This is a genomic window from Bacillus sp. PK5-006, from assembly GCF_054161415.1.
This window is the reverse complement of record NZ_CP096414.1, coordinates 2,334,790-2,356,728: the sequence shown is the minus strand read 5'-3', so window position 1 is coordinate 2,356,728 and position 21,939 is coordinate 2,334,790. Positions and strand designations below refer to the sequence as shown.

At 39.3% G+C, this 21,939-nt stretch carries 19 protein-coding genes and 1 pseudogene; 14 read left to right on the top strand and 6 right to left on the bottom strand.

The window, feature by feature from the left end:
* Nucleotides 1-79 precede the first annotated feature (79 nt).
* From M1D84_RS12185 to M1D84_RS12170, 4 genes and pseudogenes are all read left to right on the top strand, one after another.
* A pseudogene (locus tag M1D84_RS12185) lies at nucleotides 80-1,051 on the top strand (HAMP domain-containing protein); the annotation flags it as partial.
* Between the two features lie 42 nt (nucleotides 1,052-1,093).
* The gene (locus M1D84_RS12180; RefSeq protein ID WP_370880879.1) at nucleotides 1,094-2,041 is read left to right on the top strand and encodes a methyl-accepting chemotaxis protein; all 948 of its coding nucleotides are present in this window, start codon (nucleotides 1,094-1,096) and stop codon (nucleotides 2,039-2,041) included.
* A gap of 73 nt (nucleotides 2,042-2,114) precedes the next feature.
* The gene (locus M1D84_RS12175) at nucleotides 2,115-2,900 is read left to right on the top strand and encodes an SDR family oxidoreductase (RefSeq protein ID WP_024424700.1); all 786 of its coding nucleotides are present in this window, start codon (nucleotides 2,115-2,117) and stop codon (nucleotides 2,898-2,900) included.
* 13 nt (nucleotides 2,901-2,913) lie between these two features.
* Nucleotides 2,914-3,786: an NAD(P)-dependent oxidoreductase gene (locus M1D84_RS12170; protein WP_024426850.1), complete on the top strand. Its 873-nt coding sequence runs from the start codon at nucleotides 2,914-2,916 to the stop codon at nucleotides 3,784-3,786.
* A 61-nt stretch (nucleotides 3,787-3,847) separates the two neighbouring features.
* Here M1D84_RS12170 and M1D84_RS12165 read toward each other — a convergent pair whose 3' ends face one another.
* Entirely contained in the window at nucleotides 3,848-4,642 is a 795-nt protein-coding gene (locus tag M1D84_RS12165; RefSeq protein WP_024424702.1) for a CAP domain-containing protein, read from the bottom strand.
* A 337-nt stretch (nucleotides 4,643-4,979) separates the two neighbouring features.
* Between M1D84_RS12165 and M1D84_RS12160 the strand changes: the two genes are divergently transcribed.
* Together M1D84_RS12160 and M1D84_RS12155 are read left to right on the top strand one after the other, a co-directional pair.
* On the top strand, nucleotides 4,980-7,106 hold the full coding sequence (locus tag M1D84_RS12160) for a peptidoglycan D,D-transpeptidase FtsI family protein (protein ID WP_247721837.1): 2,127 nt from the start codon (nucleotides 4,980-4,982) through the stop codon (nucleotides 7,104-7,106).
* A gap of 156 nt (nucleotides 7,107-7,262) precedes the next feature.
* Entirely contained in the window at nucleotides 7,263-9,092 is a 1,830-nt protein-coding gene (locus M1D84_RS12155; protein WP_025092344.1) for a PAS domain-containing sensor histidine kinase, read from the top strand.
* Nucleotides 9,093-9,117: 25 nt separating this feature from the next.
* On the opposite strand, the gene M1D84_RS12150 is transcribed toward M1D84_RS12155, so the two are convergent.
* Entirely contained in the window at nucleotides 9,118-10,287 is a 1,170-nt protein-coding gene (locus M1D84_RS12150; RefSeq protein WP_024424705.1) for an aminotransferase A, read from the bottom strand.
* Nucleotides 10,288-10,580: 293 nt separating this feature from the next.
* Here M1D84_RS12150 and M1D84_RS12145 point away from each other — a divergent pair, with 293 nt between their 5' ends.
* Nucleotides 10,581-11,465 carry a cation diffusion facilitator family transporter gene (locus M1D84_RS12145; protein ID WP_024424706.1) on the top strand — a complete coding sequence of 295 codons (885 nt, stop codon included), beginning with the start codon at nucleotides 10,581-10,583 and terminating at the stop codon, nucleotides 11,463-11,465.
* A gap of 64 nt (nucleotides 11,466-11,529) precedes the next feature.
* On the opposite strand, the gene M1D84_RS12140 is transcribed toward M1D84_RS12145, so the two are convergent.
* Complete coding sequence (locus M1D84_RS12140) at nucleotides 11,530-11,682, bottom strand: hypothetical protein (protein ID WP_162842519.1); 153 nt, start codon at nucleotides 11,680-11,682, stop codon at nucleotides 11,530-11,532.
* Nucleotides 11,683-11,983: 301 nt separating this feature from the next.
* On the opposite strand from M1D84_RS12140, the gene M1D84_RS12135 reads away from it, so the two are divergent.
* From M1D84_RS12135 to M1D84_RS12125, 3 genes are all read left to right on the top strand, one after another.
* Entirely contained in the window at nucleotides 11,984-12,523 is a 540-nt protein-coding gene (locus M1D84_RS12135) for an RDD family protein (RefSeq protein ID WP_024424707.1), read from the top strand.
* A 125-nt stretch (nucleotides 12,524-12,648) separates the two neighbouring features.
* Nucleotides 12,649-13,959 carry an MFS transporter gene (locus M1D84_RS12130; RefSeq protein ID WP_024424708.1) on the top strand — a complete coding sequence of 437 codons (1,311 nt, stop codon included), beginning with the start codon at nucleotides 12,649-12,651 and terminating at the stop codon, nucleotides 13,957-13,959.
* 73 nt (nucleotides 13,960-14,032) lie between these two features.
* Nucleotides 14,033-14,941 carry a chemotaxis protein gene (locus M1D84_RS12125; protein ID WP_024424709.1) on the top strand — a complete coding sequence of 303 codons (909 nt, stop codon included), beginning with the start codon at nucleotides 14,033-14,035 and terminating at the stop codon, nucleotides 14,939-14,941.
* 37 nt (nucleotides 14,942-14,978) lie between these two features.
* On the opposite strand, the gene M1D84_RS12120 is transcribed toward M1D84_RS12125, so the two are convergent.
* Entirely contained in the window at nucleotides 14,979-15,440 is a 462-nt protein-coding gene (locus tag M1D84_RS12120) for a YkyB family protein (RefSeq protein ID WP_008356877.1), read from the bottom strand.
* Nucleotides 15,441-16,985: 1,545 nt separating this feature from the next.
* Between M1D84_RS12120 and M1D84_RS12115 the strand changes: the two genes are divergently transcribed.
* The 4 genes from M1D84_RS12115 (at nucleotide 16,986) to M1D84_RS12100 (ending at nucleotide 20,080) form a co-directional block, all read left to right on the top strand.
* A complete protein-coding gene (locus M1D84_RS12115) occupies nucleotides 16,986-17,546 on the top strand; it encodes a hypothetical protein (RefSeq protein WP_213404933.1) in 561 nt (186 codons plus the stop codon).
* Between the two features lie 154 nt (nucleotides 17,547-17,700).
* Nucleotides 17,701-18,174 (top strand): hypothetical protein, encoded by a 474-nt coding sequence (locus M1D84_RS12110; RefSeq protein WP_213404934.1) that lies wholly within the window; start codon nucleotides 17,701-17,703, stop codon nucleotides 18,172-18,174.
* A gap of 605 nt (nucleotides 18,175-18,779) precedes the next feature.
* Nucleotides 18,780-19,418, top strand: a complete 639-nt coding sequence (locus M1D84_RS12105) for a hypothetical protein (RefSeq protein WP_257802704.1) — start codon at nucleotides 18,780-18,782, stop codon at nucleotides 19,416-19,418.
* A 212-nt stretch (nucleotides 19,419-19,630) separates the two neighbouring features.
* Nucleotides 19,631-20,080: a phage terminase small subunit P27 family gene (locus tag M1D84_RS12100; RefSeq protein WP_213404936.1), complete on the top strand. Its 450-nt coding sequence runs from the start codon at nucleotides 19,631-19,633 to the stop codon at nucleotides 20,078-20,080.
* 83 nt (nucleotides 20,081-20,163) lie between these two features.
* On the opposite strand, the gene M1D84_RS12095 is transcribed toward M1D84_RS12100, so the two are convergent.
* Nucleotides 20,164-20,676 (bottom strand): hypothetical protein, encoded by a 513-nt coding sequence (locus M1D84_RS12095; RefSeq protein ID WP_213404937.1) that lies wholly within the window; start codon nucleotides 20,674-20,676, stop codon nucleotides 20,164-20,166.
* Nucleotides 20,677-20,986: 310 nt separating this feature from the next.
* A complete protein-coding gene (locus M1D84_RS12090) occupies nucleotides 20,987-21,871 on the bottom strand; it encodes an AraC family transcriptional regulator (protein ID WP_213404938.1) in 885 nt (294 codons plus the stop codon).
* Nucleotides 21,872-21,939 lie beyond the last annotated feature (68 nt).

The window sequence follows — 21,939 nt, the reverse complement described above, 5'->3', positions numbered from 1 at the left end:
TTTTCTTACAACTATTGAATGCGGTATCATTTTGCCGATATATAAATTAAGGTGTGAAAGTAGATGTAGGGGTGATGAGATGTTTAAGAAACTTCAAGTGAGAATAGCTGTTTTCATCTCAGTTATTTTAATTTTAACTGTCGTGGCTGTTCAAGTGGGTTCCAACTTAGTGTTAAGACCACTGATTGAACGAGATGCAAAAACCACCGCAGCAGCAACGGCAGAAAGTATGAGAGACATTATTACGGAAAAGCTTGATAATTACGGCAATACAATTAATAAACTCGCAACAAGTACAATGACTGAAGAATTTGCGCGAAAACAAACCAAGCAAACATTGGCTTTTGAAAACGATGAACTAAAAAACATGCAGGAACAGGATAAGCTCATTTCGTTTGCCTATATTGGAACAAGTGACGGAAAAATGTTCGGCTTTCCGGAGTTCGATCTTGGCGAAGGATATGATCCATCGAAACAAGGCTGGTTTAAACAAGCAGCTGAAAAGCCTGATCAGGTCGTTTGGACAGATCCATATGTCGATGAAGCAACGAAAAAAGTGATTGTCTCAGCCACGAAGGCGATTGTCAAAAATGGAAAGGTCATTGGGGTCGCTGGACTTGATTTGAAGCTGTCCTCTATTCAAACGTATATAAATGAACAAGAGATTCCTTATAAGGGGACCGCTTTCTTAGTTGATGGCACAGGCACCCTTTTGGCGCATCCAACAGAGCAAGGAAAAAACATATCAAAGGTCCCTTCTGTGAAAAAAGCGCTTGACAACTCAGGTGTTGATGACAGCAAAGAACTGACGGTCCTATCTAAAATCAAAGAAGCCGATTGGACGGTTGGTGTCAGCTTTGAGAAAAGTAAACTGCTTTGGATCACAGAACAAATGAATCAGACAAGTATCATTATATCCGTCATTGCCATTATTCTTGCGATAATCCTCAGCTTCTTATTGGCAAGAAGCATTACAACGCCAATCAAGCGTCTAATAGAGCATGTGCGTAAGGTGTCAGAAGGCGATTTAACAAGTACGCTTGCAGTGAAATCCCAAGATGAAATTGGTTCCCTCACGAAAAGCATTAATCAAATGACCGAGGATGTCAGGGAGTTAATTGAAAAAGTGAAAGGGGCTTCAGATCAAGTTGTGAAATCAGCGGATGAAGTGACCCACATTTCAAATGAGACTTTGCTGTCTAGCGAACAGATTGCAACGGCCATTCAAGAGGTGGCAACAGGAGCGACTAAGCAGGCGTCAGATGCAGAAACGATTAATGAAAAATCAGAGTATTTGTATGAGAAAGTGCGCCATATGGGTGAGCTCGCTTCACAAATGCAAACCAACTCAAAATCATCTGAAGATGCAAGCTATAAAGGGCTTGACGCACTTGGTTTGCTCGTCCAAAAATCAACACAAGCGAGTGAAGAATCGAAAAAGGTTGAGCAAATGCTGCTAGACCTTGAGCATAAAACGAAAAATATTGAAAATGTCGTGACCGCCATCTCTGAAATCTCGGATCAAACGAATTTACTTGCACTGAATGCAAGCATTGAAGCAGCGAGAGCAGGAGAAAGTGGACGAGGATTTGCTGTAGTTGCAGAAGAAGTGAGAAAGCTTGCTGAACAATCTGCGCAGTCAACAAAACACATTAGTGAAACCGTCAAACTCATTCAAGATGAGTCGAAGAAGGCGGCTGAAGCGATGACAACAGCAAGTAAAATGAATGAGGAACAAGGTGCCGCCATCAATGCAACCGGTGAGGCACTCAGCAGTATCACAATGGAAATGCAGGCACTTGTCGGTTCAATCGACAGCATTCATACACAGATTAATGAAATGACAGAAGAACAGCAGAAGATGAGTGACTCCATTCAAAGTATTGCTGCCATTTCAGAAGAATCTGCTGCCTCAGCTGAGGAAGTGCATGCGTCTACAGATGAACAAGTTCAAGTGTTAGAAAGAACGAAAACCTCAACTGAAATGCTGAACGAATCAAGCCAGGCACTGCGTCAGGCGGTTGATCGATTTAAGGTGTAATGAGCGGAAAGGAACCTTGCGATGTGAGCAAGGTTCTTTTTGTATGATAAAATAAACTAGGGGAGGTGTTGACATGGATGTCAATCTAACTGGAAAAAAAGCATTGGTAGCTGCAAGCAGTCAAGGTATCGGAAAAGCGATTGCCTTTGCTCTAGCAAAAGAGGGAGCAGATGTGATGCTCTCGGGAAGACATGAACAAAAGCTGAAGGAAACAGTCAATGAGCTGTCTCCGCTTGTCAAAGGACAGCTGACTTATCAAGTATGTGATGTATCTGACGCCGGGCAAATCAAGGCGCTTGTTCAAGCGGCGGCTGGTGATGAGAAGTGTCTAGACATTCTTGTGAACAATACAGGCGGGCCTAAAACAGGAACGCTCGACACCTTAACAGATGAAGATTGGATCGAATCATTTCAGCTTCATTTACTCAGCTATATTCGATTATTAAAAGAGGCATTGCCTTATTTGAAAAAACGCGGCGCACGTGTGTTAAATATTGCGTCAATGTCAGTGAAAGAACCGATCCCGGGCTTGATGCTGTCGAATACATTTAGACCGGCCATAGCCGGATGGACAAAAACAGCCGCTCTGGAGTTTGCAAAGGATGGTATTTTGATCAATACGTTAGCACCGGGAAAAATTGAAACAGACCGTGTGAAACAGCTGGAGAAGCATCGCGCACAAAGAGAGAATCGGACGGTTGAAGAAATCAAAGCACAGGCTGAACGAGCGATCCCGCTTGGCCGTTACGGCCAGCCAGAGGAATTTGCAGCATATGCAGTGTTTCTTTTATCAGAAGCCAATACATATATGACAGGTCAAACACTGATCATTGATGGTGGATTGACAAAGTCTCTTTAAGGAGGAACAAGTGATGGCACAAATCAAAACAGTTGGTTTTATAGGAATCGGTGTAATGGGTCGCAGTATGGCAGGACATTTAATGGATGCAGGCTATGAAGTGATCGTTTATACAAGAACGAAAGCAAAAGCAGATGCATTGATTCAAAAAGGCGCATCATGGAAGCCGGCAGTAAAGGAGATTGCAGAAAGTGCAGATGCCGTCATTACAATGGTGGGATATCCATCTGATGTAGAAGAGATCTATTTAGGTGAAGATGGGCTTGTGGCACATGCCGCGCCAGGTACATATCTCATTGATATGACGACATCGAAGCCTCAGCTTGCAAAAGAAATTGAGTTGAAAGCGAAGGAAAGAGGTATATTTACATTAGATGCACCTGTGTCAGGCGGAGACATAGGAGCCAAAAATGGCACGCTGGCCATTATGATCGGCGGAGAAAGGTCAGCCTATGAAGCCTGTCTGCCGCTATTTGAGCAAATGGGTGAAAACATTCAATATCAAGGACCAGCAGGAAGCGGTCAGCATACAAAAATGTGTAACCAAATTGCCATTGCAGCGGGAATGGTCGGTGTCGCAGAGGCAATGGCCTATGCCGAAAAATCAGGGCTTGATCCAGAGCAGGTGCTCAAAAGCATCACAACAGGTGCAGCCGGCAGCTGGTCTTTGTCAAACCTTGCACCAAGAATGCTGAAAGGCGATTTCGAGCCAGGGTTTTATGTGAAGCATTTTATCAAAGATATGGGCATTGCACTTGAAGAAGCAGAGCTGATGGGTGAAGAAATGCCAGGGCTCTCACTTGCGAAGTCCCTTTATGAAAAGCTGAGCGAACAGGGAGAAGAAAACAGCGGGACCCAGAGCATCTATAAATTATGGGTCAAATAGTTTGCAGCACCCTCAAAACAAACTAAAAACCTGTCCCAAATAGGGACAGGTTTTTTTGATATTATTTTCCGATGAATTGCTGCGTCCAGTAGTTGCCAGATTTCACATAACCAACACCGATATGTGTATAGCTTTTGTTTAAAATGTTCGCTCTGTGGCCTTCACTGTTCATCCATGCTGTCACAACTTCTTGAGGAGATCTTTGACCTTGGGCAATGTTTTCACCTGCTGATTTGTAAGTGATACCGAATTGCTTCATTTGATCAAATGGAGATCCATAAGTTGGGCTTGTATGAGAGAAATAGTTTTTATCTTTCATATCTTGAGATTTTGCGCGAGCAGATTTGCTTAATTTAGAATCAACAGAAAGGGCCTTTAAGCCTTGTTTTGCACGCTCTTTATTTGTAAGCTCAACCACTTCTTTTTCAAATGCATTTAAGCTGCTGTCTGCTTTTGATGCGGTTGTGTCTTTTTGGTCAGCTTTTGTGTTGCTGCTTGTGTTTTCTTTTGCTGGAGTGCTTGGTTTAGAAGCAGTTGGTTTTTTCACTGATTCTTGTTTTTGTTCTTGTTTTGCTTTGTTTACTTCTTTCACTACTTTTGTTCCTGTAACAGGTTGACCGCTTTTGATCAGTTTGTTTAATAGAGCTTCGATCTCTTTTTGATTCGACTTGCTTAGCTTGTTTACATCTGAAGAGATATGTAATTTTGCTGCTAGTGTATGAAGATCAATGGCTTGATGCTGTACATTTATTACTTGTTTCAGGTTAAGCTCCTTCGCATCAGCTGAATGTCCTCCAGTGAACGTGATGAGTGCAGCAGCTGTCAGCGCTGAAAAAAAGAATGATTTCTTCTTCATATTGTAACTCCTCCTAAAATCTTTGTTTTGTTTTCTCACAAAAAATCATACCATGGACTTTTTGTTATAAACGTACCAGCATCCTCCATTGACAATGCCAGTTTGTCATTTTTGTTAAAGTCATCGTAAGAGCCGCTTCATATCAAAGTATGGGGAATTCTTCCATTTAAAGAAAACGACATAAACATACCAATATTTTAAAGTGTTAGTATATTTTTTTGCAGATTAGGGATTGACAGCTTTTTTTCACTCGTTTCGCTGTAACAACTATTACAAAAGTGTTACAATAATGAGTGGTAATTGTAAAAGATTGAAAAGGATGAGAGGAGCTACATAAGTGGGAGAGAAACAGCATCAAGGTGCTGCCGAGCAAAAAAAAATCAAGCGCCGGAACGCCTGGAGAATTAATCTCTTTTTCTTCGCTGTATTTAGTTTATTTGCTGGACTTGTGATCAAGCTTGGTGTGCTGCAAATCGTCAATGGTGAAGATTATAAAAAGCAAGCCAACCGAACAGAGGTCAAAACAGCATCATACCCGTCTCCAAGAGGAAAAATGTATGACGCGAGAGGAAGAGTCGTCGTTGATAACGAAAGTGTACCTGCCATCGTTTATACATCAGAAAGCGGTGTGAAAGCGGAGGATAAGATTAAGGTAGCAAGAAAACTTGCGACTTATATAAAAATGGATACTGATTTTTTGAGAGAGCGTGACATTCGAGATTTTTGGCTGGCGAGCCATCCGAAAGAAGCGGATAAACTCATTTCAAAAGCGGAGAAAAAAGATATCGATGCAAAGGATGTCTATCCGCTTCAAGTAGAGCGTGTCCCAAAGAAAGAAGTCAAAGCGATCGAAAAGGATGCAGAGGAAAAAGCTGTTGCAGCGATCTACCGTAGATTTACAGGCGGATATGCCTTTGAGCCCCAAATCGTGAAGGCAATGAACCCAAACGAAGAGAAAAAAGGGGACGAAAAAGTGGCTTTACTCGATGAAACGAAAGAATCAAAACAAACTTCATCCGTAAGCCTGACATATGAAGAAATTTCACTTGTCTCAGAGCATCTTGATGAACTGCCTGGTGTGAACGTCATCAACGACTGGACAAGAAAATATCCGTATGAAAAGACCCTTTATAATGTACTTGGCGGTGTGACTACACCAGAGCAAGGAATCATTAAAGAGCGTGAAGATTACTATATGGCAAGAGGCTACTCGCGAAATGACCGGGTAGGAAAGAGCTATTTAGAATATCAATACGAGGATTTTCTAAACCCAGAGAAAGCGACCGTTCAATATACACAGGTTGGTGGGAAGCTGCTCGATGAAATCAAGCGGACAGAAGGACGAAGAGGACTTGATCTTGCGCTGACATTTGATATGGAGCTGCAAAAGGAAGTCGACAAAATCGTTGAATCAGAGCTTAGATCCGCCAGCGCGAGAAACTATATGATGGATCGTGCCTTTGTCGTCATGATGGACCCTCACACAGGGGATGTTCTCGCCATGTCAGGCAAGAAAATGGACGGCAGAGACGTCACAGATTATGCGATCGGAACATTTACGACCCAGTACGAAATGGGCTCTGTTGTCAAAGGAGCCACAGTACTTGGCGGTTATCAGGACGGGATGTCACACAACCAAGCCTATATGGATACACCGCTCTATTTTGCAGGGAGTAATGGAAAGGCGAAAAAGTCTTATAAAAATCTAGGATGGGTCAATGACCTTCAAGCACTCCAAAAAAGTTCCAACGTCTACATGTTCCAAGTAGCGATGAGAATGGCGGGCATCACCTATCAAAAGGATGGTCCGTTACCTGCAAGGCCTAAGCACTTACAAAAAATGAGAAACTACTATGCGCAATTCGGTCTTGGCGTGAAAACGGGGATCGATCTGCCGCAGGAATCAAGCGGGATGCAGACGCATCCTAAGACGGTCGGCGGACTCTTGCTTGATGAAGCAATTGGTCAGTACGACACGTATACACCGCTTCAAGTGGCACAATACATGTCAACGATCGCCAATGGAGGCAGCCGTATTCAGCCAAGAGTAGTGAAAAGTGTTCATCTTCCAACGAAGAAGGATGAAGTAGGCCCAGTCGTAAAAAAATATGAGCCGAAAGTGCTGAATACGATTAACAACTCGAAAGCAGATATTGACCGCGTAAAAACGGGACTGAAAATGGTCACATCAACAGGCGGAACTGCCGCTGGCCGGTTTGGTCAGCATGATGTCGCAGGAAAAACAGGTACAGCGCAAACGTTCTACTATGGTGCCAACCGCAGCTGGTGGGGAAATTCAACGTACAACTTAACCTTTGGAGGATATTATCCTTCTTCTAATCCAAAGGTGGCGTTTAGTGTCGTGACACCTTATGTCTCAGATAAGGATCCTGTTATTAAAAACATCCCGAGTAAAATTGTGGATAAGTACGTTGAATTACAAAAGAAATATGAAAAACAATAAACCGCAGGGAGCACAGCAGCAGAAAGTGCTCCCTTTTTGCTGAAAATATGGACGTTTCCCTCGATGACAGAAGGAAAATACGGGTTTTCTAGCGAATCTTTTTTATACATCAATCTAAGGACAACCCTAAAAAATGAAAAGGAGGGTCGGACGACGATGGAACAACAAATGAAAGATTCGAATCAATTGTATTCGAACATCGATTTACATGCCGTTCTTTCTTCTAATGGCCGCTTTCTCTACATTTCTTCCAACTGTAAGCAGCTTTTGCTCTATGAACAAAAGGATTTACTAGGGTGTTTTTTGAAAGACTTTGTTCATACCGAAGATCAATTTCTCGTCGAAAGTTATTTTTACAATCAGCACATGCTAGAGGTTTGCCACTTTAGACTGCTAAGAAGTGATCTGACAGCTGTATGGATCGAAGCAAGCATTGATTTTGTTGCTTGTGATGGGTTAGACAACGAAGTAAGTAGAGAAATGATCCTGAAAATGAGGGTGCTGGATACTGAGCCCCAAAAAGCAGCATTTCAAACAACATCAAAAGTAGCAGAACAGTCGTTAGGCAGTCTGCCGGCTTTCCAAAATGTCGGTGAAGCTGAACAATTGATTGCCATGCTGCCAAATCCGTTATGTATTACGACTTTAGGGAAAATTGTGTATGCGAATGATGCAATGCTGCAATTAATGGGGGTAAGTGCAAGAGATGACATGATCGGCAAGTCCGCGTTTGATTTTATTGCTGAAGAGTACCATGATATTGTCAGAAGCCGAATAACAAGGCTGCAGCAAGGCCTTCCAGTCGGAATGATTGAACAGATATGGAAGCGTCAAGATGGGAGCAGTATTCATATTGAGGTAAAGTCATCACCGACGATTTATCAAAATCAGCGGGCAGAGCTTTTACTGCTCGTGGACATCTCATCCCGTAAAAAATTCCAAACCGTTCTTCAAAAAAGCCGGGAGAGGTATCAGCTGCTCATTCAAAACTCCATTGATACGATTGCGGTCATCCATGATCACAAATGGGTGTTTATGAATGAATCTGGCATTAAATTATTTGAAGCCGAGCATTACGATAAATTAATAGGAAAGGATATCTTTCATCAAATTCATTCCTGTGATCAGCAAAAGGTCAAAAAGAGTTTATCACGTATTATTGAAAGAGCATCAGATTCTGAGATTGTCACAATGAGCTGTCATACGTTTAAACATAAGTTGATTTATACAGAAATGGTCTGTATCCCAACTACATTTTTTGGAGAAACAGCGGTTCAAATTATTTTAAGAGATATCTCCGAACGTAAGCAGACAGAAGAGCTCATGCTCCGCTCTGAAAAATTATCGATTGCAGGCCAATTGGCGGCTGGCATTGCACATGAAATCAGAAACCCATTGACCGCCATCAAAGGCTTTTTACAGCTCATTAAACCGAAAACAAAAGATCGCGATCAATACTTCGAGATTGTTTTCTCTGAGCTGAGCCGAATAGAAATTATCTTGAGTGAGCTGCTAATGCTGGCGAAACCGCAGCAAACGTCCTCAATGCAGACGCTTGATTTGAAAAAAATCATCAGCGAAGTCACAGCCTTGTTAGAAACACAAGCGAACTTAAATGGTATTTTAATGAACACAAGTGAGATAGAGGAGGGTCTCCTGATGAACGGGGATCAAAATCAGCTCAAGCAAGTGTTTATCAATTTAATCAAAAATGCCGTAGAATCCATGCCGGACGGAGGAAAGGTAGACATCACAGCCAAAGCAGAAGGTGATGGAATACTTGTCACGATTCGTGATGAAGGGATCGGCATTCCTGAATCGGTGATGAAGCGGATTGGAGAGCCCTTTTTAACCACAAAGGAAAAAGGAACAGGACTTGGCCTCATGGTCACATTTAATATTTTAGAAAATCATAACGGGACGATCCGTGTGGATAGTCAGCCTGAAAAGGGCACTGTATTTCACATCATGTTTCCTGCAAAATAAAAACAACGGCAAGAGAGCCGTTGTTTCAATCTAGCGAATGAATGGAACGTTTTTCGAGTACAAATTGTTCTAGCCGGTCAAGTCCTTCTTTCAGCGTTTCAAGTGAATAAGCGTAAGACAGGCGCACATACCCTTCGCCGAGTGGAGAGAAAGCAGAGCCTGGTACGACCGCAAGTCTTGTACTTTCTAACAGCTCCATGCAAAAATCAAAGGAACTCATCCCAAACGATTCAATGGATGGAAAAATATAAAAAGCGCCAGAAGGTTTAATCACCGGAAGCCCCATAGAAATGAGCCGATCATATACATAATCGAGTCTTTTCTTATATTGCTCTCTCATGATCAGTGCATCATCCACACCATTTGTCACAGCTTCAAGTGCCGCCTTTTGTGAGACAGCCGAGGCACAAGACACGTTATATTGATGTACTTTTAATACATGTTTAGCAATTGGAGCTGAAGCAAATAAAAATCCAATTCTCCATCCAGTCATGCTATGAGATTTAGACAGTCCATTGATGACAATGGTCTGTTCTTTTAAGAAAGAGGCAATTGAATGATGCGGCCGGTCAAATGTCAGCTCGCTGTAGATTTCATCGGATAAAATAAAGATGTCTTTTCCTTCAAGGAGCTGGGCAATTTCTTTCAATTCTTCTTCTGAAAGCGTGACACCAGTCGGGTTTGAAGGGTAAGGAAGAACCACACACTTTGTCTTTTCCGTTAGCGCATCCTCAATCAGCTTGGCATTCAATTTAAAGCCGGCATTCGTTGTGTCAATATGTACGGGCATGGCACCGCACATTCGAATGATCGGTTCATATCCGGGGTATACAGGTCCAGGTAAAATGACCTCATCGCCTTCTGTTAAAATGGTTCGAAACGCAGCATCGATTGCTTGACTTGCACCTGTCGTCACAATGATTTCTGACTCTGCATCATAATCAAGATTCACTTTCTTCTTGATATAATGCTGGATCGCTTGTCTTAGCTCTAGGAAACCAGCATTGTGAGTGTATGAGGTGTAATTCTCGTCAATGGCTGCTTTGGCAGCTGTTTTGACATGATGCGGCGTATAAAAATCGGGCTGGCCTATCGTCAATGAAACGACATCTTCATATGACGATACGAGATTTGAAAATGTTCGAATGCCTGAAATTTCAATATCCTTTACTCTTGGATTCAGCAAATGCTCCATTTCTCATCACCTTAAAAATTTATGTTTTTATCCTATTTTACCATTCACTGCATAAATGTCACCTGCGAAAGGCACTGGATATCGTTATATGTAGTCTATTCTCCTATCCATCACCGCATGAGTGATATATTAAAGAAAGAGCAACATTTATTATAGCGTAACCTCAAGAGAAAATACAGGCTGTGATGAAGATGATTAGAAAACGGCAAAACTGAGTAAACTGAAAGAACGTGAGAATCAGGGTCATGGGAATTGCTTTCATAGACATACGATCTCCTAAAGGAGGACGATAGATGGAACAATCAGCGAAGACATCGAAAATCGCGTTTCTATCCGTGCTGAGCAACACATTTGTTGTCATCTTAAAAATCATTGTGGGTCTATTAACCGGATCTGTCGCGGTTTTATCAGAAGCCATTCATTCGTTTCTCGATTTAATGGCATCGTTTATTGCATTTATTTCTGTTCGTATTTCAAGAAAGCCAGCAGATTCTAAACATCCTTATGGACATGGAAAAGTCGAAAATATTTCTGGAACGATTGAGACACTGCTGATTTTCGTTGCTGGCATTTGGATTATATACGAATGTGTTCACAAATTAATGCATCCAGAGCCAGTCAAGCTGCCTGTGCTTGGCATTGTGGTCATGCTGCTAGGCGCGCTCATCAATTTTGTTGTATCGAGGGTTGTGAACAAAGAGGCTGAGCGAGTACATTCAGTTGCCATGAAATCAAATGCACTGCACCTTTTAACGGATGTGTTTACGTCATTAGGGGTGGCATTTAGTTTATTGCTTGTGGCATTAACCGACTGGTATTTCCTAGATCCGATCATTGGAATGGTTCTGGCTCTCTTTATTATGCGTGAAGCGTTTAAACTCATGAAGGAAGCCTTCCCGCCGCTTGTTGATGCTCGGTTAACACCAGAGGAAGAACAATCAATCGAAGCGATCATTCAAGGATTTAGTCAAGAATTTATTGAATATCATGACTTTCGAACAAGGCGGTCTGGTGCCGAGGAATATATTGATTTTCATTTGATTGTAGATGGAAAGACAACGATTGAAGATGTGCACCAATTATGTGATCGAATTGAAGAGAAGATTCAGCTGGAATTTCCGCATGCACAAATCTTTATTCATGTGGAACCTGAAAGTGAAAGAAGCGCACAAACGTAAAAAAGGCGATCAACCTATTCTCAGGTTGTATCGCCTTTTTTTACGCTTCATCTATGAAATGAAATCAATATCCATAAGCAGTATCGTAGTCTTCATACCAAGAGATATAAGCTGTGTCATCATTTGACAAACCATGCTTCATATCTAAAAAATCAGCCTCGCAAATATCTTCAATTACAGTCATTTCGTTGTTCTTTAATAATACGACAGTTCCCATCATGAACACCTTTCTTTAAAAAATCCTTGACTATTGTACCATTTGAAGAATCATTGTCAACAGAAGAATGGAAACAAGACGAAAATATCACAAAATGTTAAAAAATCAGGAGGTAAAAGAACTAGAAGTGCCATGTTTTTCACAAATTTTCAGTATTTATTCACATAAATCGCTTAGATCAAACTGATCTAAAATGTATGTAAAAGTGTAAAGTTCCATTGATCTTGCTATATTCATAGGATATAATAACGAATGATTATAAGAAATTTATAGAAAACATACATAATAAAGGAGAAATAGGATGGAAACCAACATAACAGAACCACACATTCAAGAAAAGAAGCATCCTGAGCTAGCAGGTGTAGGCTATCGTTTTCTTGCACACCTTTTGGACGGTATCATTATCGGTGTACCAATTGCATTTATCATGTTTATTTTGGCGTCAGTCTTTTTTATCTCAAGCCCAGAGGCAGCAATGATGATGGATGACGACAGTTATTACTATTCTTCAACCGTCATAACGGATGAGGAGTGGGAAGCTATTATGGGACTGATCTTTTTCTATATAGGGGCAATCTTGATGGGTACCGTGGTGACATGGCTTTATTACGCCATCATGGAATCATCAAAATTGCAAGGAACACTTGGAAAGATGGCTCTCGGCATCAAAGTAACAAAAGTCACAGGCGAAAAGGTCACATTTGGCCGTGCAACTGGCCGCTTCTTTGCAAAAGGCTTTTTGTCTCCGATCTTATATATTGGCTATATCATTGCTTTCTTCACAGAAAAAAAACAAGCACTTCACGATTTGATTGCAAGTACCATTGTTGTGAAGAAATAATGAAAAAAGCACCTCTGCTATATGGTAAGAGGTGCTTTTTTTCATAGATCGCTTGTATGGAAGAGGGAAACAGCACATAAAATAGAATGATAGTGAAAAATGAGGCAGGGAAGGGAGACAATCGATTGAGAACAGGAAAAAAGACCGCACAGAAAAAAGGGGCAGGCTTTGGGCTGTTTTTGACAGCACCTGTGCTGGCCTGGGCGTTGTATGATTTTGCAAATACGATCTTTTCATCAAATATGATCACCATTTTCTTCCCATTTTACTTGCAGGAAACGATCGGAGACAGTGCGAGAATGGACCAGATCGCCAGCACCTTTATTTCTTATGCAAACGCACTAGCCAGCTTTTTTCTCGTCATTTTTACACCTTTATACGGAGTGCTGATTGATCGTACAGGGAAAAAGAAACGCTACATTACGGTGTTTACGTTCATATGTATTGCTTGTACGTTGATGATGGGGATTTTTGCTGGGATTGATTTCTCAAGTGAATGGTTTGGGCTGCCTGTTTCTTTATTAGTCGTGGTTACCTTATTTGTGATCGCAAAGTTTTTTTATCATTCTAGTCTTGTTTTCTATGACACCATTTTGCCTGATCTTGGGACAAAGGAAGAAATCCCGCTTATTTCAGGATTTGGTATCGCCGTTGGCTATTTAGGAACACTTGTCGGTCTCTCTGTTTATTTACTTGTCGGCAATGACCAGTTTCATGAAGCATTTATTCCGACAGCTCTTTTATTCCTTCTCTTTTTTCTACCCTTTCTCTTTTTTGTAAAAGATCCTCATCCGCTGCCTCAGCGAGAGAAAAAGGCGTCTTTTTTCAGCGGGTATAAAGAGATTATTCACACGTTTAAAGAGATGAAAAAGTACAAGCCAGCTTTTATCTTTATGATTGCTTTCTTTTTTATGAATGATGCTTTACAAACAGCGATTGCGATGATGGCTGTTTATGCCAAAATCATCATTGGCTTTACCGCTGGGCAATTTATTTTGCTCTATCTTGTGTCGACCATTTCAAGTATCATTGGCTCCTTTCTGTTTGGATATATCACAAAAGCGATAGGGGCAAAGCGATCGATTACAGTCGTGTATGTCATTTTAATTGTGGCGCTCATTCTGGCTGTGACAGCGGCAACCGAATGGGTCTTCTGGATAGCGGGCAGTTTATTCGGGATTTCACTTGGCGCAAGCTGGGGGGCATCACGAATCTTGATTATTGAACTGACACCGAAGGAAAAGCGAGGACAGTTTTTTGGCCTCTTTGCATTCTCAGGGAAGGTATCTTCCATTATCGGGCCGATCATTTATGGCTCAGTTACCCTGCTGTTTGCAGAGCACGGAAATCTCGCAAGCCGCCTTGCACTAGGGTCTTTGCTCATCCTTGCAGCGATAGGACTTGTGATTCATCAATTCGTTCGAGAGAAAGCGTAAAGAAACGTCAACTTTTTACCTATGCTGCCGATATAAAAAGTACAATCTTATATTGAAGAATAGAGGGATTTCCGTGGCTTTAAACAAACAAGAAATTTTACTTGACTCTGGTACCAATGAATTGGAAATTGTGAAGTTTGAAATTGGTGCAAATCAATTCGGCATTAACGTCATGAAAGTAAGAGAAATCATTCAGCCGGTTGAGGTGACGGTTGTACCGCACTCTCACCAAGATGTAGAAGGGATGATTAGTTTACGAGGCGAGATTTTACCAGTCATCAATCTATTTTCCTTTTTTAATGTCGAGTCAGATCAGTCAGAACAAGAGAAATATATTGTGACTGAATTCAACCAACGGAAATTTGTGTTCCATACAGGAACGGTATCACAAATTCACCGCGTCAGCTGGGAAGAGATTGAGAAGCCGACTGCACTCAATCAAGGGATGGACCGTCATTTAACGGGCATCATTAAGCTTGATGAAAAAATGATTTTCCTTCCAGATTACGAAAAAATCATTTATGATATTGAATCCGCTTCTGGTGTTGATACGTATCATATGTTTGACGGTGAGAAAGACGAGAGAAGAACAGGGAAGAAACTGTATGTCGTTGAAGATTCTCCGCTTCTCATGCGTTTATTAACAAATGAATTAACCGAAGCAGGCTATAAAAACATTGTGACCTTTGAAGATGGCAAACAGGCATATGATCATGTCATGGACCTTGTCAGCAAAGGAATCAGTGTCACAGAAGAAATTGATATGATTATTACGGATATTGAAATGCCTAAAATGGATGGCCACCGGCTAACAAAACTGCTGAAGGACAATCCTTTAACAAATTCCATTCCGATTCTTATTTTCTCTTCGTTAATCACTGAAGATTTGCGTCATAAAGGGGAAACGATCGGGGCAGATGATCAAATCAGTAAACCAGAAATTCATCAGCTGATTGAAAAAGTCGATCATTTTATTATCTAAACGAAAAAACCACTCGGTATGAGTGGTTTTTTTCTGTTTAAAAATAACTTTCCCCGAGACGTTTGAAGACGGGTTTTGTGTAATGTGATTTTTGTTTTGTGGCGGCAGGTTTTTCTTTTAAACCGACATACGTTTGAAGTATTTGCTTTGCTCGGTTTAATGACATATTCGCTTTCGGATTGCGATATGATTGATTTAAATTTCCTAAGTGTGGCAAAAATTCGAAGTCTTCTTTCGTTGGTGGCAGGTGAAAATAATAATCTCCAATTTCAATCAGCACGTCGGACTGTTGTTGACTATACTTGGGATTGTTAGAGAAATGTAGGCCCACTTTTCTTCCTTTACCTTCTTGCAATAGTTTTTGCAGCGCGCGTTTTTTCAAAAGATAAAGAAACTTGGGGTTTGGTGCGGTTTTAGCATGGCGGTTAACAGTATAAATGGCTTTTGCGATGTTTTCTGCTGTAGGTTCTATGTCTTTAGTATGAGCATAATCGTCCATTTTTTCTCTCCTTTGTCTTTCGTCTTCCTGTGCTTAGTATAAATTATACGTTTTTATTAGTAAATTGCAAATAGAGTTATTGTAAAAAGAAAACCTTTGGTATAAAGGGATTAGGGAGGGTTAAAAATTTTGTGTGTTTTAGAACCTCCCCAATGTAGCTTTTAACGAATTTTTAATTGATCCAAGAATAAAGTTACTCGAAAGACGGAAGGAAAGGCAAACGGTATTGGTTCTATGAAGAATCAAAAGAAATCATGAAACAAATTATGGATGAAGGGGAAATAAAATCGTGGACAAGTACATCTGAGAATTTTTAAAAACTGTTGCAACTCGTTTTTTTGAATGGCCACTCTTTAGTATAAGCGTGTAAGTTTTGAATTAAATGAGTTAAGACAATATTTCGATAGGAGGAACAAAAATGAATACCCATTTACAGTAATTGATGAAAAAGAACAAGTGTTTAATAATCTCATAACTCTAAATCTGTAAAGAGTGTCAAGAACACGGTTTTAAATTAAAAGAGTTAGAAAGGGACTAATTGCCCCTCTCATGAGTTATCCAGTATGACATTCATTACAACAGTAGTAACAACCATCAAAATTATATTTGCTAGTTTCACGTTTTGCTCGATTAATGGCTGACTTACAATCAGGCTCATAGCCAATATACTCACGGTTTCGAGTATCAGGAAGGTAAGAGCAATCTTCTGTATGCACTTCATGATTGCCATTAATGTCAGTATTTATATTATAATAGTAGAATTTATCCGAATTTTCACCTCCCTTCAAAATTATTCTATCAGAAGGGAAGTATTTAGTCCGCTAATTTTTCAGCACACCCAATTTAAAATTTCCGCTCGAATTCTGAGTTAAAATAGAAGGGCAAGGTGAATAACAATTTTAAAGTAATAGATTGTTCTTAAATTTGGAACACAGGTTGACAGTTAGAGATTGGTATTGAGAAGCGCCGCTTACCGCCAAACATATAAAAGAGGCCGTGGCGGGGCATTAAAAAGCAAATAAAGGGGGAGGGTATTTTATGGTGAACCACCTGTAATAGATAAAAAAGAAACGAGAAAAAGAGTTGAAAGGATTCTCGACAACTATCGTTCGTATCTTCTCCCAGTCACCGGACGATATGCTGCCAAAGATAACAGGAGGATTCAGCATAGTGCCGCCCGCTACTACCAACGCTTTCCGCTTATCCACTGAAAGTACAGCCATTATACGGATTGAATGGGAGCAGAAACGAAATGCGTTTCTTGAGAAGTTGCAAAGAGAGGTTAATCGTCATCATATAACGAGAGGCAAATAATCATTAAACGGTACATGCAGCAAGAACCTGTTTTCGATTACCAGGTTGATAATGAAATCGGCATGAGTATATACAAGGTTAAAAGCAAAGACTTTCCTAGACCTGGCATACGCTCTCAATGAAATTGTAACTAAAGCACCCGTTTAGAGGTGCTTTTATTTTCGTTCGACAAATTTTGCAGAATATAAAGTTCATAAAGGTGTTGTCGATAAACTCATGGGAGGTGAAAATATGACTAGAAATTATAATGAAGCTAAAACGACGATAAAATATTTAGAAAATCGCTATGGTAAATTCTATAACTTAACTAATGATGGACAAAAGGAACTTCAAAAATCAATTATATTAGATCATAACAAAGATGATTTAAATAGAATGTTGAGAAGAATTAAAGGTGGTATCGAAGTAGCCAAAGATACACAGGCTATTAATGTTCAACCTTTTAGTTTCTTTATGGTAATGATTGCAGCTTTATCTTCAGCAAGTATAGGAATTATGACTGCGGCTATGGCCTTCTTAAACAGTGTTTTCAGTAAGTATTTAGACACTAAAGATCTTACCAAAATGGATGCTTCAGAACTTTTAAATATAATTGATTTTGCAACCGTTATAAGGACGACCATATTAGCTGTCGGTGTGCCATTCATACTAATATTTGTTATTTGGGGTATACAACATAGGGTGTTAACTAAAAATGTAGATAAACGCTATATAATAAAAATATTTTTGGAAGAATGTTTAGAGGATTACAATAAGGTAACTCAACAAGTGGAGCCAGTGAAACAAAAATAAAATGAAAGTTTAAGCGCCTTTATGGTGCTTTTTTATTGGCAGAAAACTGGCGTGTTTTTGGCGTAATGTTGGCGCAGCGTGACAGAAAAAAGGTTATAATATTGTATTATGCGATAGATAATGGATTAAAAATAAGAATAAGGAAATGGACGAAATGGAACAGTTATTTAAAAAATGGGTTAATCACTCTAAAGAAGGATATCGTAGGTTCGATTTAAACAAAACGGATGTGACCTGGAAAGATTTAATAAAACAATTATACGAATGGGAGAACAGTGAAGACAGCACTGCGAAAGAGCTTGCGAAATATTTACTATATATCGGAGAAATAAGAAGAATTCATAAAGATCATAAAAAAATTGATTATGATAATCACTATGTTTCATGGACATTAGCAGAAGATCTAGAGGATATATATTGGTTTAAAAACGAATCTTCATCACCTTACACAATTATTACAGCAAAAGCTACTAAGGATAACCCTGGAATAAATATTAAGGGATTTATAGTTGCTATGAAATCAAAAATTCCTGATTATGTGTTAACCTCAGTAAACATTTATAAGGAACAAGAAGTCATATTTCCTTTACAAAAAAGTTCAATGATTAAAGTTGAGAAATTTAATTGAATTATTGGTTAAATTTGATCATTAGAAGCACTGTTCGATAGGGTGGTGCTTTTTCTATTTGCTCTAAAGCGTTCCTGTCTGTTTTCAAAATCAATGGCGGCTAACAAACAGGGGCGGCTTAGAACAAATAAAAAAGGAGAGTGATGAAATTAAAACAGGGACGTACACCTTTGTCTTATCCTTGAGTCGCATAAGGGTAATTAGAAATGCCGGTAAAACGTTGTAACGTCCCCACCTGCCGGGAATATATAGACTGGACTGAACGTTATTGTACAAAGCACCAGGGCTGTGCTGATAAGCAATTAGATACAACAAACAGAATGAAGCGAATTACAAATACTATCAAAGCAGAGAATGGAAATCACTTCGAGAAGCAATGTTACGTGAGAGTCATTACAGATGTGCTGTGTGTGCCACAGAAGGACGCATAAACTCCAATAGGTTAGTTGGTCCATCATAAGCATAAAGGAGCTTAGAGAGGTCATGATATAGAGCACAATGATTTAAACAACCTTGAAGTGCTTTGTCAGTTTCATCACAATCAAATTACATTTTCCAAAAAATGAATTATAATTAACTTAATTTTATTTGAGAGGAAGAGTATATTGCGTAATGATTGGTTGGACCTTTTTAGACACTATGGTTTAGTAAAACTAAGCGATTATGCGGAGCATGTAGAGAGCACATTAAATCATCAACTTGTCGAAATTGATAGATATATCGATACATTTGAGACAGTAGAGGAAAAAGAGTTTTATGTTGATCGAATTTATGATGAAATAGCAGCTTATAGTGATGACTTCCCAGCAATTATGAGAGCTTCATTGCTGATTAGTATCTATTCTTACTTAGAACATGAATTAAATAAGTTATGTCGATTTCATAATAAGGAAGGGTTTATGACATATAAAACCAAAGCCACTGGCATAGCACGATCAAAAGAGTTTTTAAAAAAAGAACTTAAGATGAATTTTCCTGACCAAACAAAGGAGTGGAATTTCATTTGTCATGTAAAAGAAATAAGAAATTGTTTTGCACATACACAGGGGCATATAGATATGATGAGTCAAAGTTCACAAACAAGAGTTAGGCAAGCAATTAAATCAATAGGAAAAGATTTAATTTCCGAAAAGGAGTCTTTAATAGAAATTCAGTTACACGAAACGTTTAATAAAGAATTTATAAAAAATGCAAAAAAATTCCTCGACTATATTTATGAAGAGATAAAGTCCCCCCGACATTGAACGGGGTGGGCTTTTTTGATTCCTGGAAATCGGCGTCCCCTCAACTTTAAAAGAAGTGTTGAAATGGAGTTTTGAATTTTCCCGTTTTTTGCGGTTTTTCACTCATTCATAAAATGGAGTGATCCTTTACAGGCGTTGAGATAGAGCGGAATTATTCATTTGTTTAATTGCCTAAAATCAATAGGTTGGATTTGCTGAAAGGTGGTGGTTTTTTGGCGAGAAGAAAACAAATGACGGACACATTAAAAGGGCAAATAAGCAATGAAGAACGTGAGCAGCGGCAGCAACATGAAGAAAAATTGAAAGGCATTTCGCCATTGAAAGAGAACCCGCCTTATTGGCTGTCAACAATGGCAAAAAACGAATGGATCAGAATTTACCCTCATATTATCGAGCTGCCAATATCGGAACTGGATCGCACTCTGTTGGCTATGTACTGTAATAGTTATGCACAGTATCGACAGGCACTAGAAGATGTGGCAGCAGAGGGACAAGTCGTTTTTGAAGTGAATAGTAAGGGGTTTGAAGTGAAAAGAAAAACGCGTCTATTGAAAATCATGATGCAAATGTCGAAAGAGGTTCGAGCCATTTCGGGGCAGCTTGGTCTTATTGGCACAGTATTTATGGATCGAAGACTAAAGCAGTCCTCGAAAATCTATTAAAATAAAAACTTGTAGTCATATGTCTATAGGAAAAGAAGGTGCATGAAACAATTAAACCCCTGTCCTTATGGACAGGGGTTTATTTATTTATCTAAGCTATCAATATTGGTATCTACTTCAGAAATCCATTTCTTTGATTTAGTTGTTTTATATTTGCCATTAACATATATTTTTGTGGTTGCTTGGTATTCAGCTTTAGTGTATTTCTTAATCCAACGATATTTCTCAGTCGAGACAAGTCTAATTTTGCCTTTTGTTGAGATGTAATTCGTAATCATACCAGTTAATGCAGCCGCAGTCGCACCACCTACATTTAACGTACCCATCATATATTGAGTAATTTTGTATGCACCAGCACTTGCAGCGGCTGCAACAATATGAGCCGGAAGGGTATAATCTGATTTAAATTGACCATCCCAACTAGCTTGAGTTTCCACTTCCGATTTCAAGATATTGTCATCCAATACAGAATAAGAGGTTTGATCTGTTTGTTCAATTTGAGTCTGTGTCTTCTCCTTAGCAAAAACGGGAGCGCTTACAGAAAACGTTAAAACAAGGGACAGAGCGGCGATAGATAAACTTTTGTAAATCTTCATAATAACCCTCTTTCTAGCAATATTGTAATACATTGTCTATTATAAACGCCAAATTGTATAATTTCCACCTTTTTGTAATAAAATGTAGAAAAATATTCTGAAAGGTTGTTTGATAAAAATGAAAGATTTAATTACCACTGTATTAGTTGCAATTGTAGTTGGCACTATCGTTTATTTTGCTGATAATCGTTTAAATGATATATATTGCTGTGCTCGTTTTTATTGAGATATATTTGACAGTTACAATATGTAATCAATTCTTTCAGAGTTATGACCGCAAAGGTGATCAGAAAAGTATTGTAGTTAATATCTAAATTATGTGAATCCTGCGGTGATAGTGATAATTATATATGTTATTATATGTAAAAAAGGGATGGGATAGGGAGGATGAAGTGTAGCCTACTTTGTAGGCGATTTCTGTGATAGTGAAATCCGTTTCTTGAAGCAGGATGAGGCTTTGCTGAATTCTATATTCATTTACATAATGCATAGGTGATTTCTTTAAAATGTCTTTGAAGGATCTGCAGCATTCTGAGCGGCTAAGCTGTCCTGCACGAGCAATATCTTGGAGAAGGATCTTTTCATGATAATGCTGATGAATCCATTTCAGCATGTGTTTCATCCGTTCGTTTTTATCGTGTTTACGCGCATCATGTTTCATTTGGAAGCCATTTTGTAATAAGCTTTTCCAAATGGTGATGAGCTGAATATTGAGTTCAAGTTCATAATAGACTGGAGTTTCATCAATTAATTGTTGAATGGTTTGAATACATTGATAAATATGTTTAGGCCAGTGATCTTTTTGGTTGAGTAAAATATAAGCTGTCTGGCTCGCATGCATATAAGGATGGACAAAAGTGGTGAATAATTCATTCGCTGTGATGAAGTAGGGAGAGACATTTAAACAAACATAAGTACATGCCGTCCCATTCGCATCTTTTGCCATGTGCAGGCAGCCACTATTGATGAAAATGCCATCTCCTTGCTTTACATATAATGTCTCTTCATTGATATGAAATTCAGCCTCACCCTCTAAAATAAAGACAAATTGAAACTCGTCATGCCAGTGAAGAGGAATATAGCCGCTTCTATGATGACGAATCTTCGTATGATAAAGAGCAATAGGCCATGCTGTCGTGGAATGCTCCGTTAATTCTTTCAGGTTGCAGTCAATCAGAAAATGATGGTTGTGCATAATTCTCCTCAATATTCTTTTATTTTTATGTTCAATTAATATATCAATATGTAACAAAGTGAACTACT

Excerpts from the sequence above, each read along its gene's own strand:
- M1D84_RS12180 (WP_370880879.1), top strand. The coding sequence starts at position 1,094 with ATGACCGAGGATGTCAGGGAGTTAATTGAAAAAGTGAAAGGGGCTTCA.
- M1D84_RS12175 (WP_024424700.1), top strand. The coding sequence starts at position 2,115 with ATGGATGTCAATCTAACTGGAAAAAAAGCATTGGTAGCTGCAAGCAGT.
- M1D84_RS12170 (WP_024426850.1), top strand. The coding sequence starts at position 2,914 with ATGGCACAAATCAAAACAGTTGGTTTTATAGGAATCGGTGTAATGGGT.
- M1D84_RS12165 (WP_024424702.1), bottom strand. The coding sequence starts at position 4,642 with ATGAAGAAGAAATCATTCTTTTTTTCAGCGCTGACAGCTGCTGCACTC.
- M1D84_RS12155 (WP_025092344.1), top strand. The coding sequence starts at position 7,263 with ATGGAACAACAAATGAAAGATTCGAATCAATTGTATTCGAACATCGAT.
- M1D84_RS12150 (WP_024424705.1), bottom strand. The coding sequence starts at position 10,287 with ATGGAGCATTTGCTGAATCCAAGAGTAAAGGATATTGAAATTTCAGGC.
- M1D84_RS12145 (WP_024424706.1), top strand. The coding sequence starts at position 10,581 with ATGGAACAATCAGCGAAGACATCGAAAATCGCGTTTCTATCCGTGCTG.
- M1D84_RS12140 (WP_162842519.1), bottom strand. The coding sequence starts at position 11,682 with ATGGGAACTGTCGTATTATTAAAGAACAACGAAATGACTGTAATTGAA.
- M1D84_RS12135 (WP_024424707.1), top strand. The coding sequence starts at position 11,984 with ATGGAAACCAACATAACAGAACCACACATTCAAGAAAAGAAGCATCCT.
- M1D84_RS12120 (WP_008356877.1), bottom strand. The coding sequence starts at position 15,440 with ATGGACGATTATGCTCATACTAAAGACATAGAACCTACAGCAGAAAAC.
- M1D84_RS12115 (WP_213404933.1), top strand. The coding sequence starts at position 16,986 with ATGACTAGAAATTATAATGAAGCTAAAACGACGATAAAATATTTAGAA.
- M1D84_RS12110 (WP_213404934.1), top strand. The coding sequence starts at position 17,701 with ATGGAACAGTTATTTAAAAAATGGGTTAATCACTCTAAAGAAGGATAT.
- M1D84_RS12095 (WP_213404937.1), bottom strand. The coding sequence starts at position 20,676 with ATGAAGATTTACAAAAGTTTATCTATCGCCGCTCTGTCCCTTGTTTTA.
- M1D84_RS12090 (WP_213404938.1), bottom strand. The coding sequence starts at position 21,871 with ATGCACAACCATCATTTTCTGATTGACTGCAACCTGAAAGAATTAACG.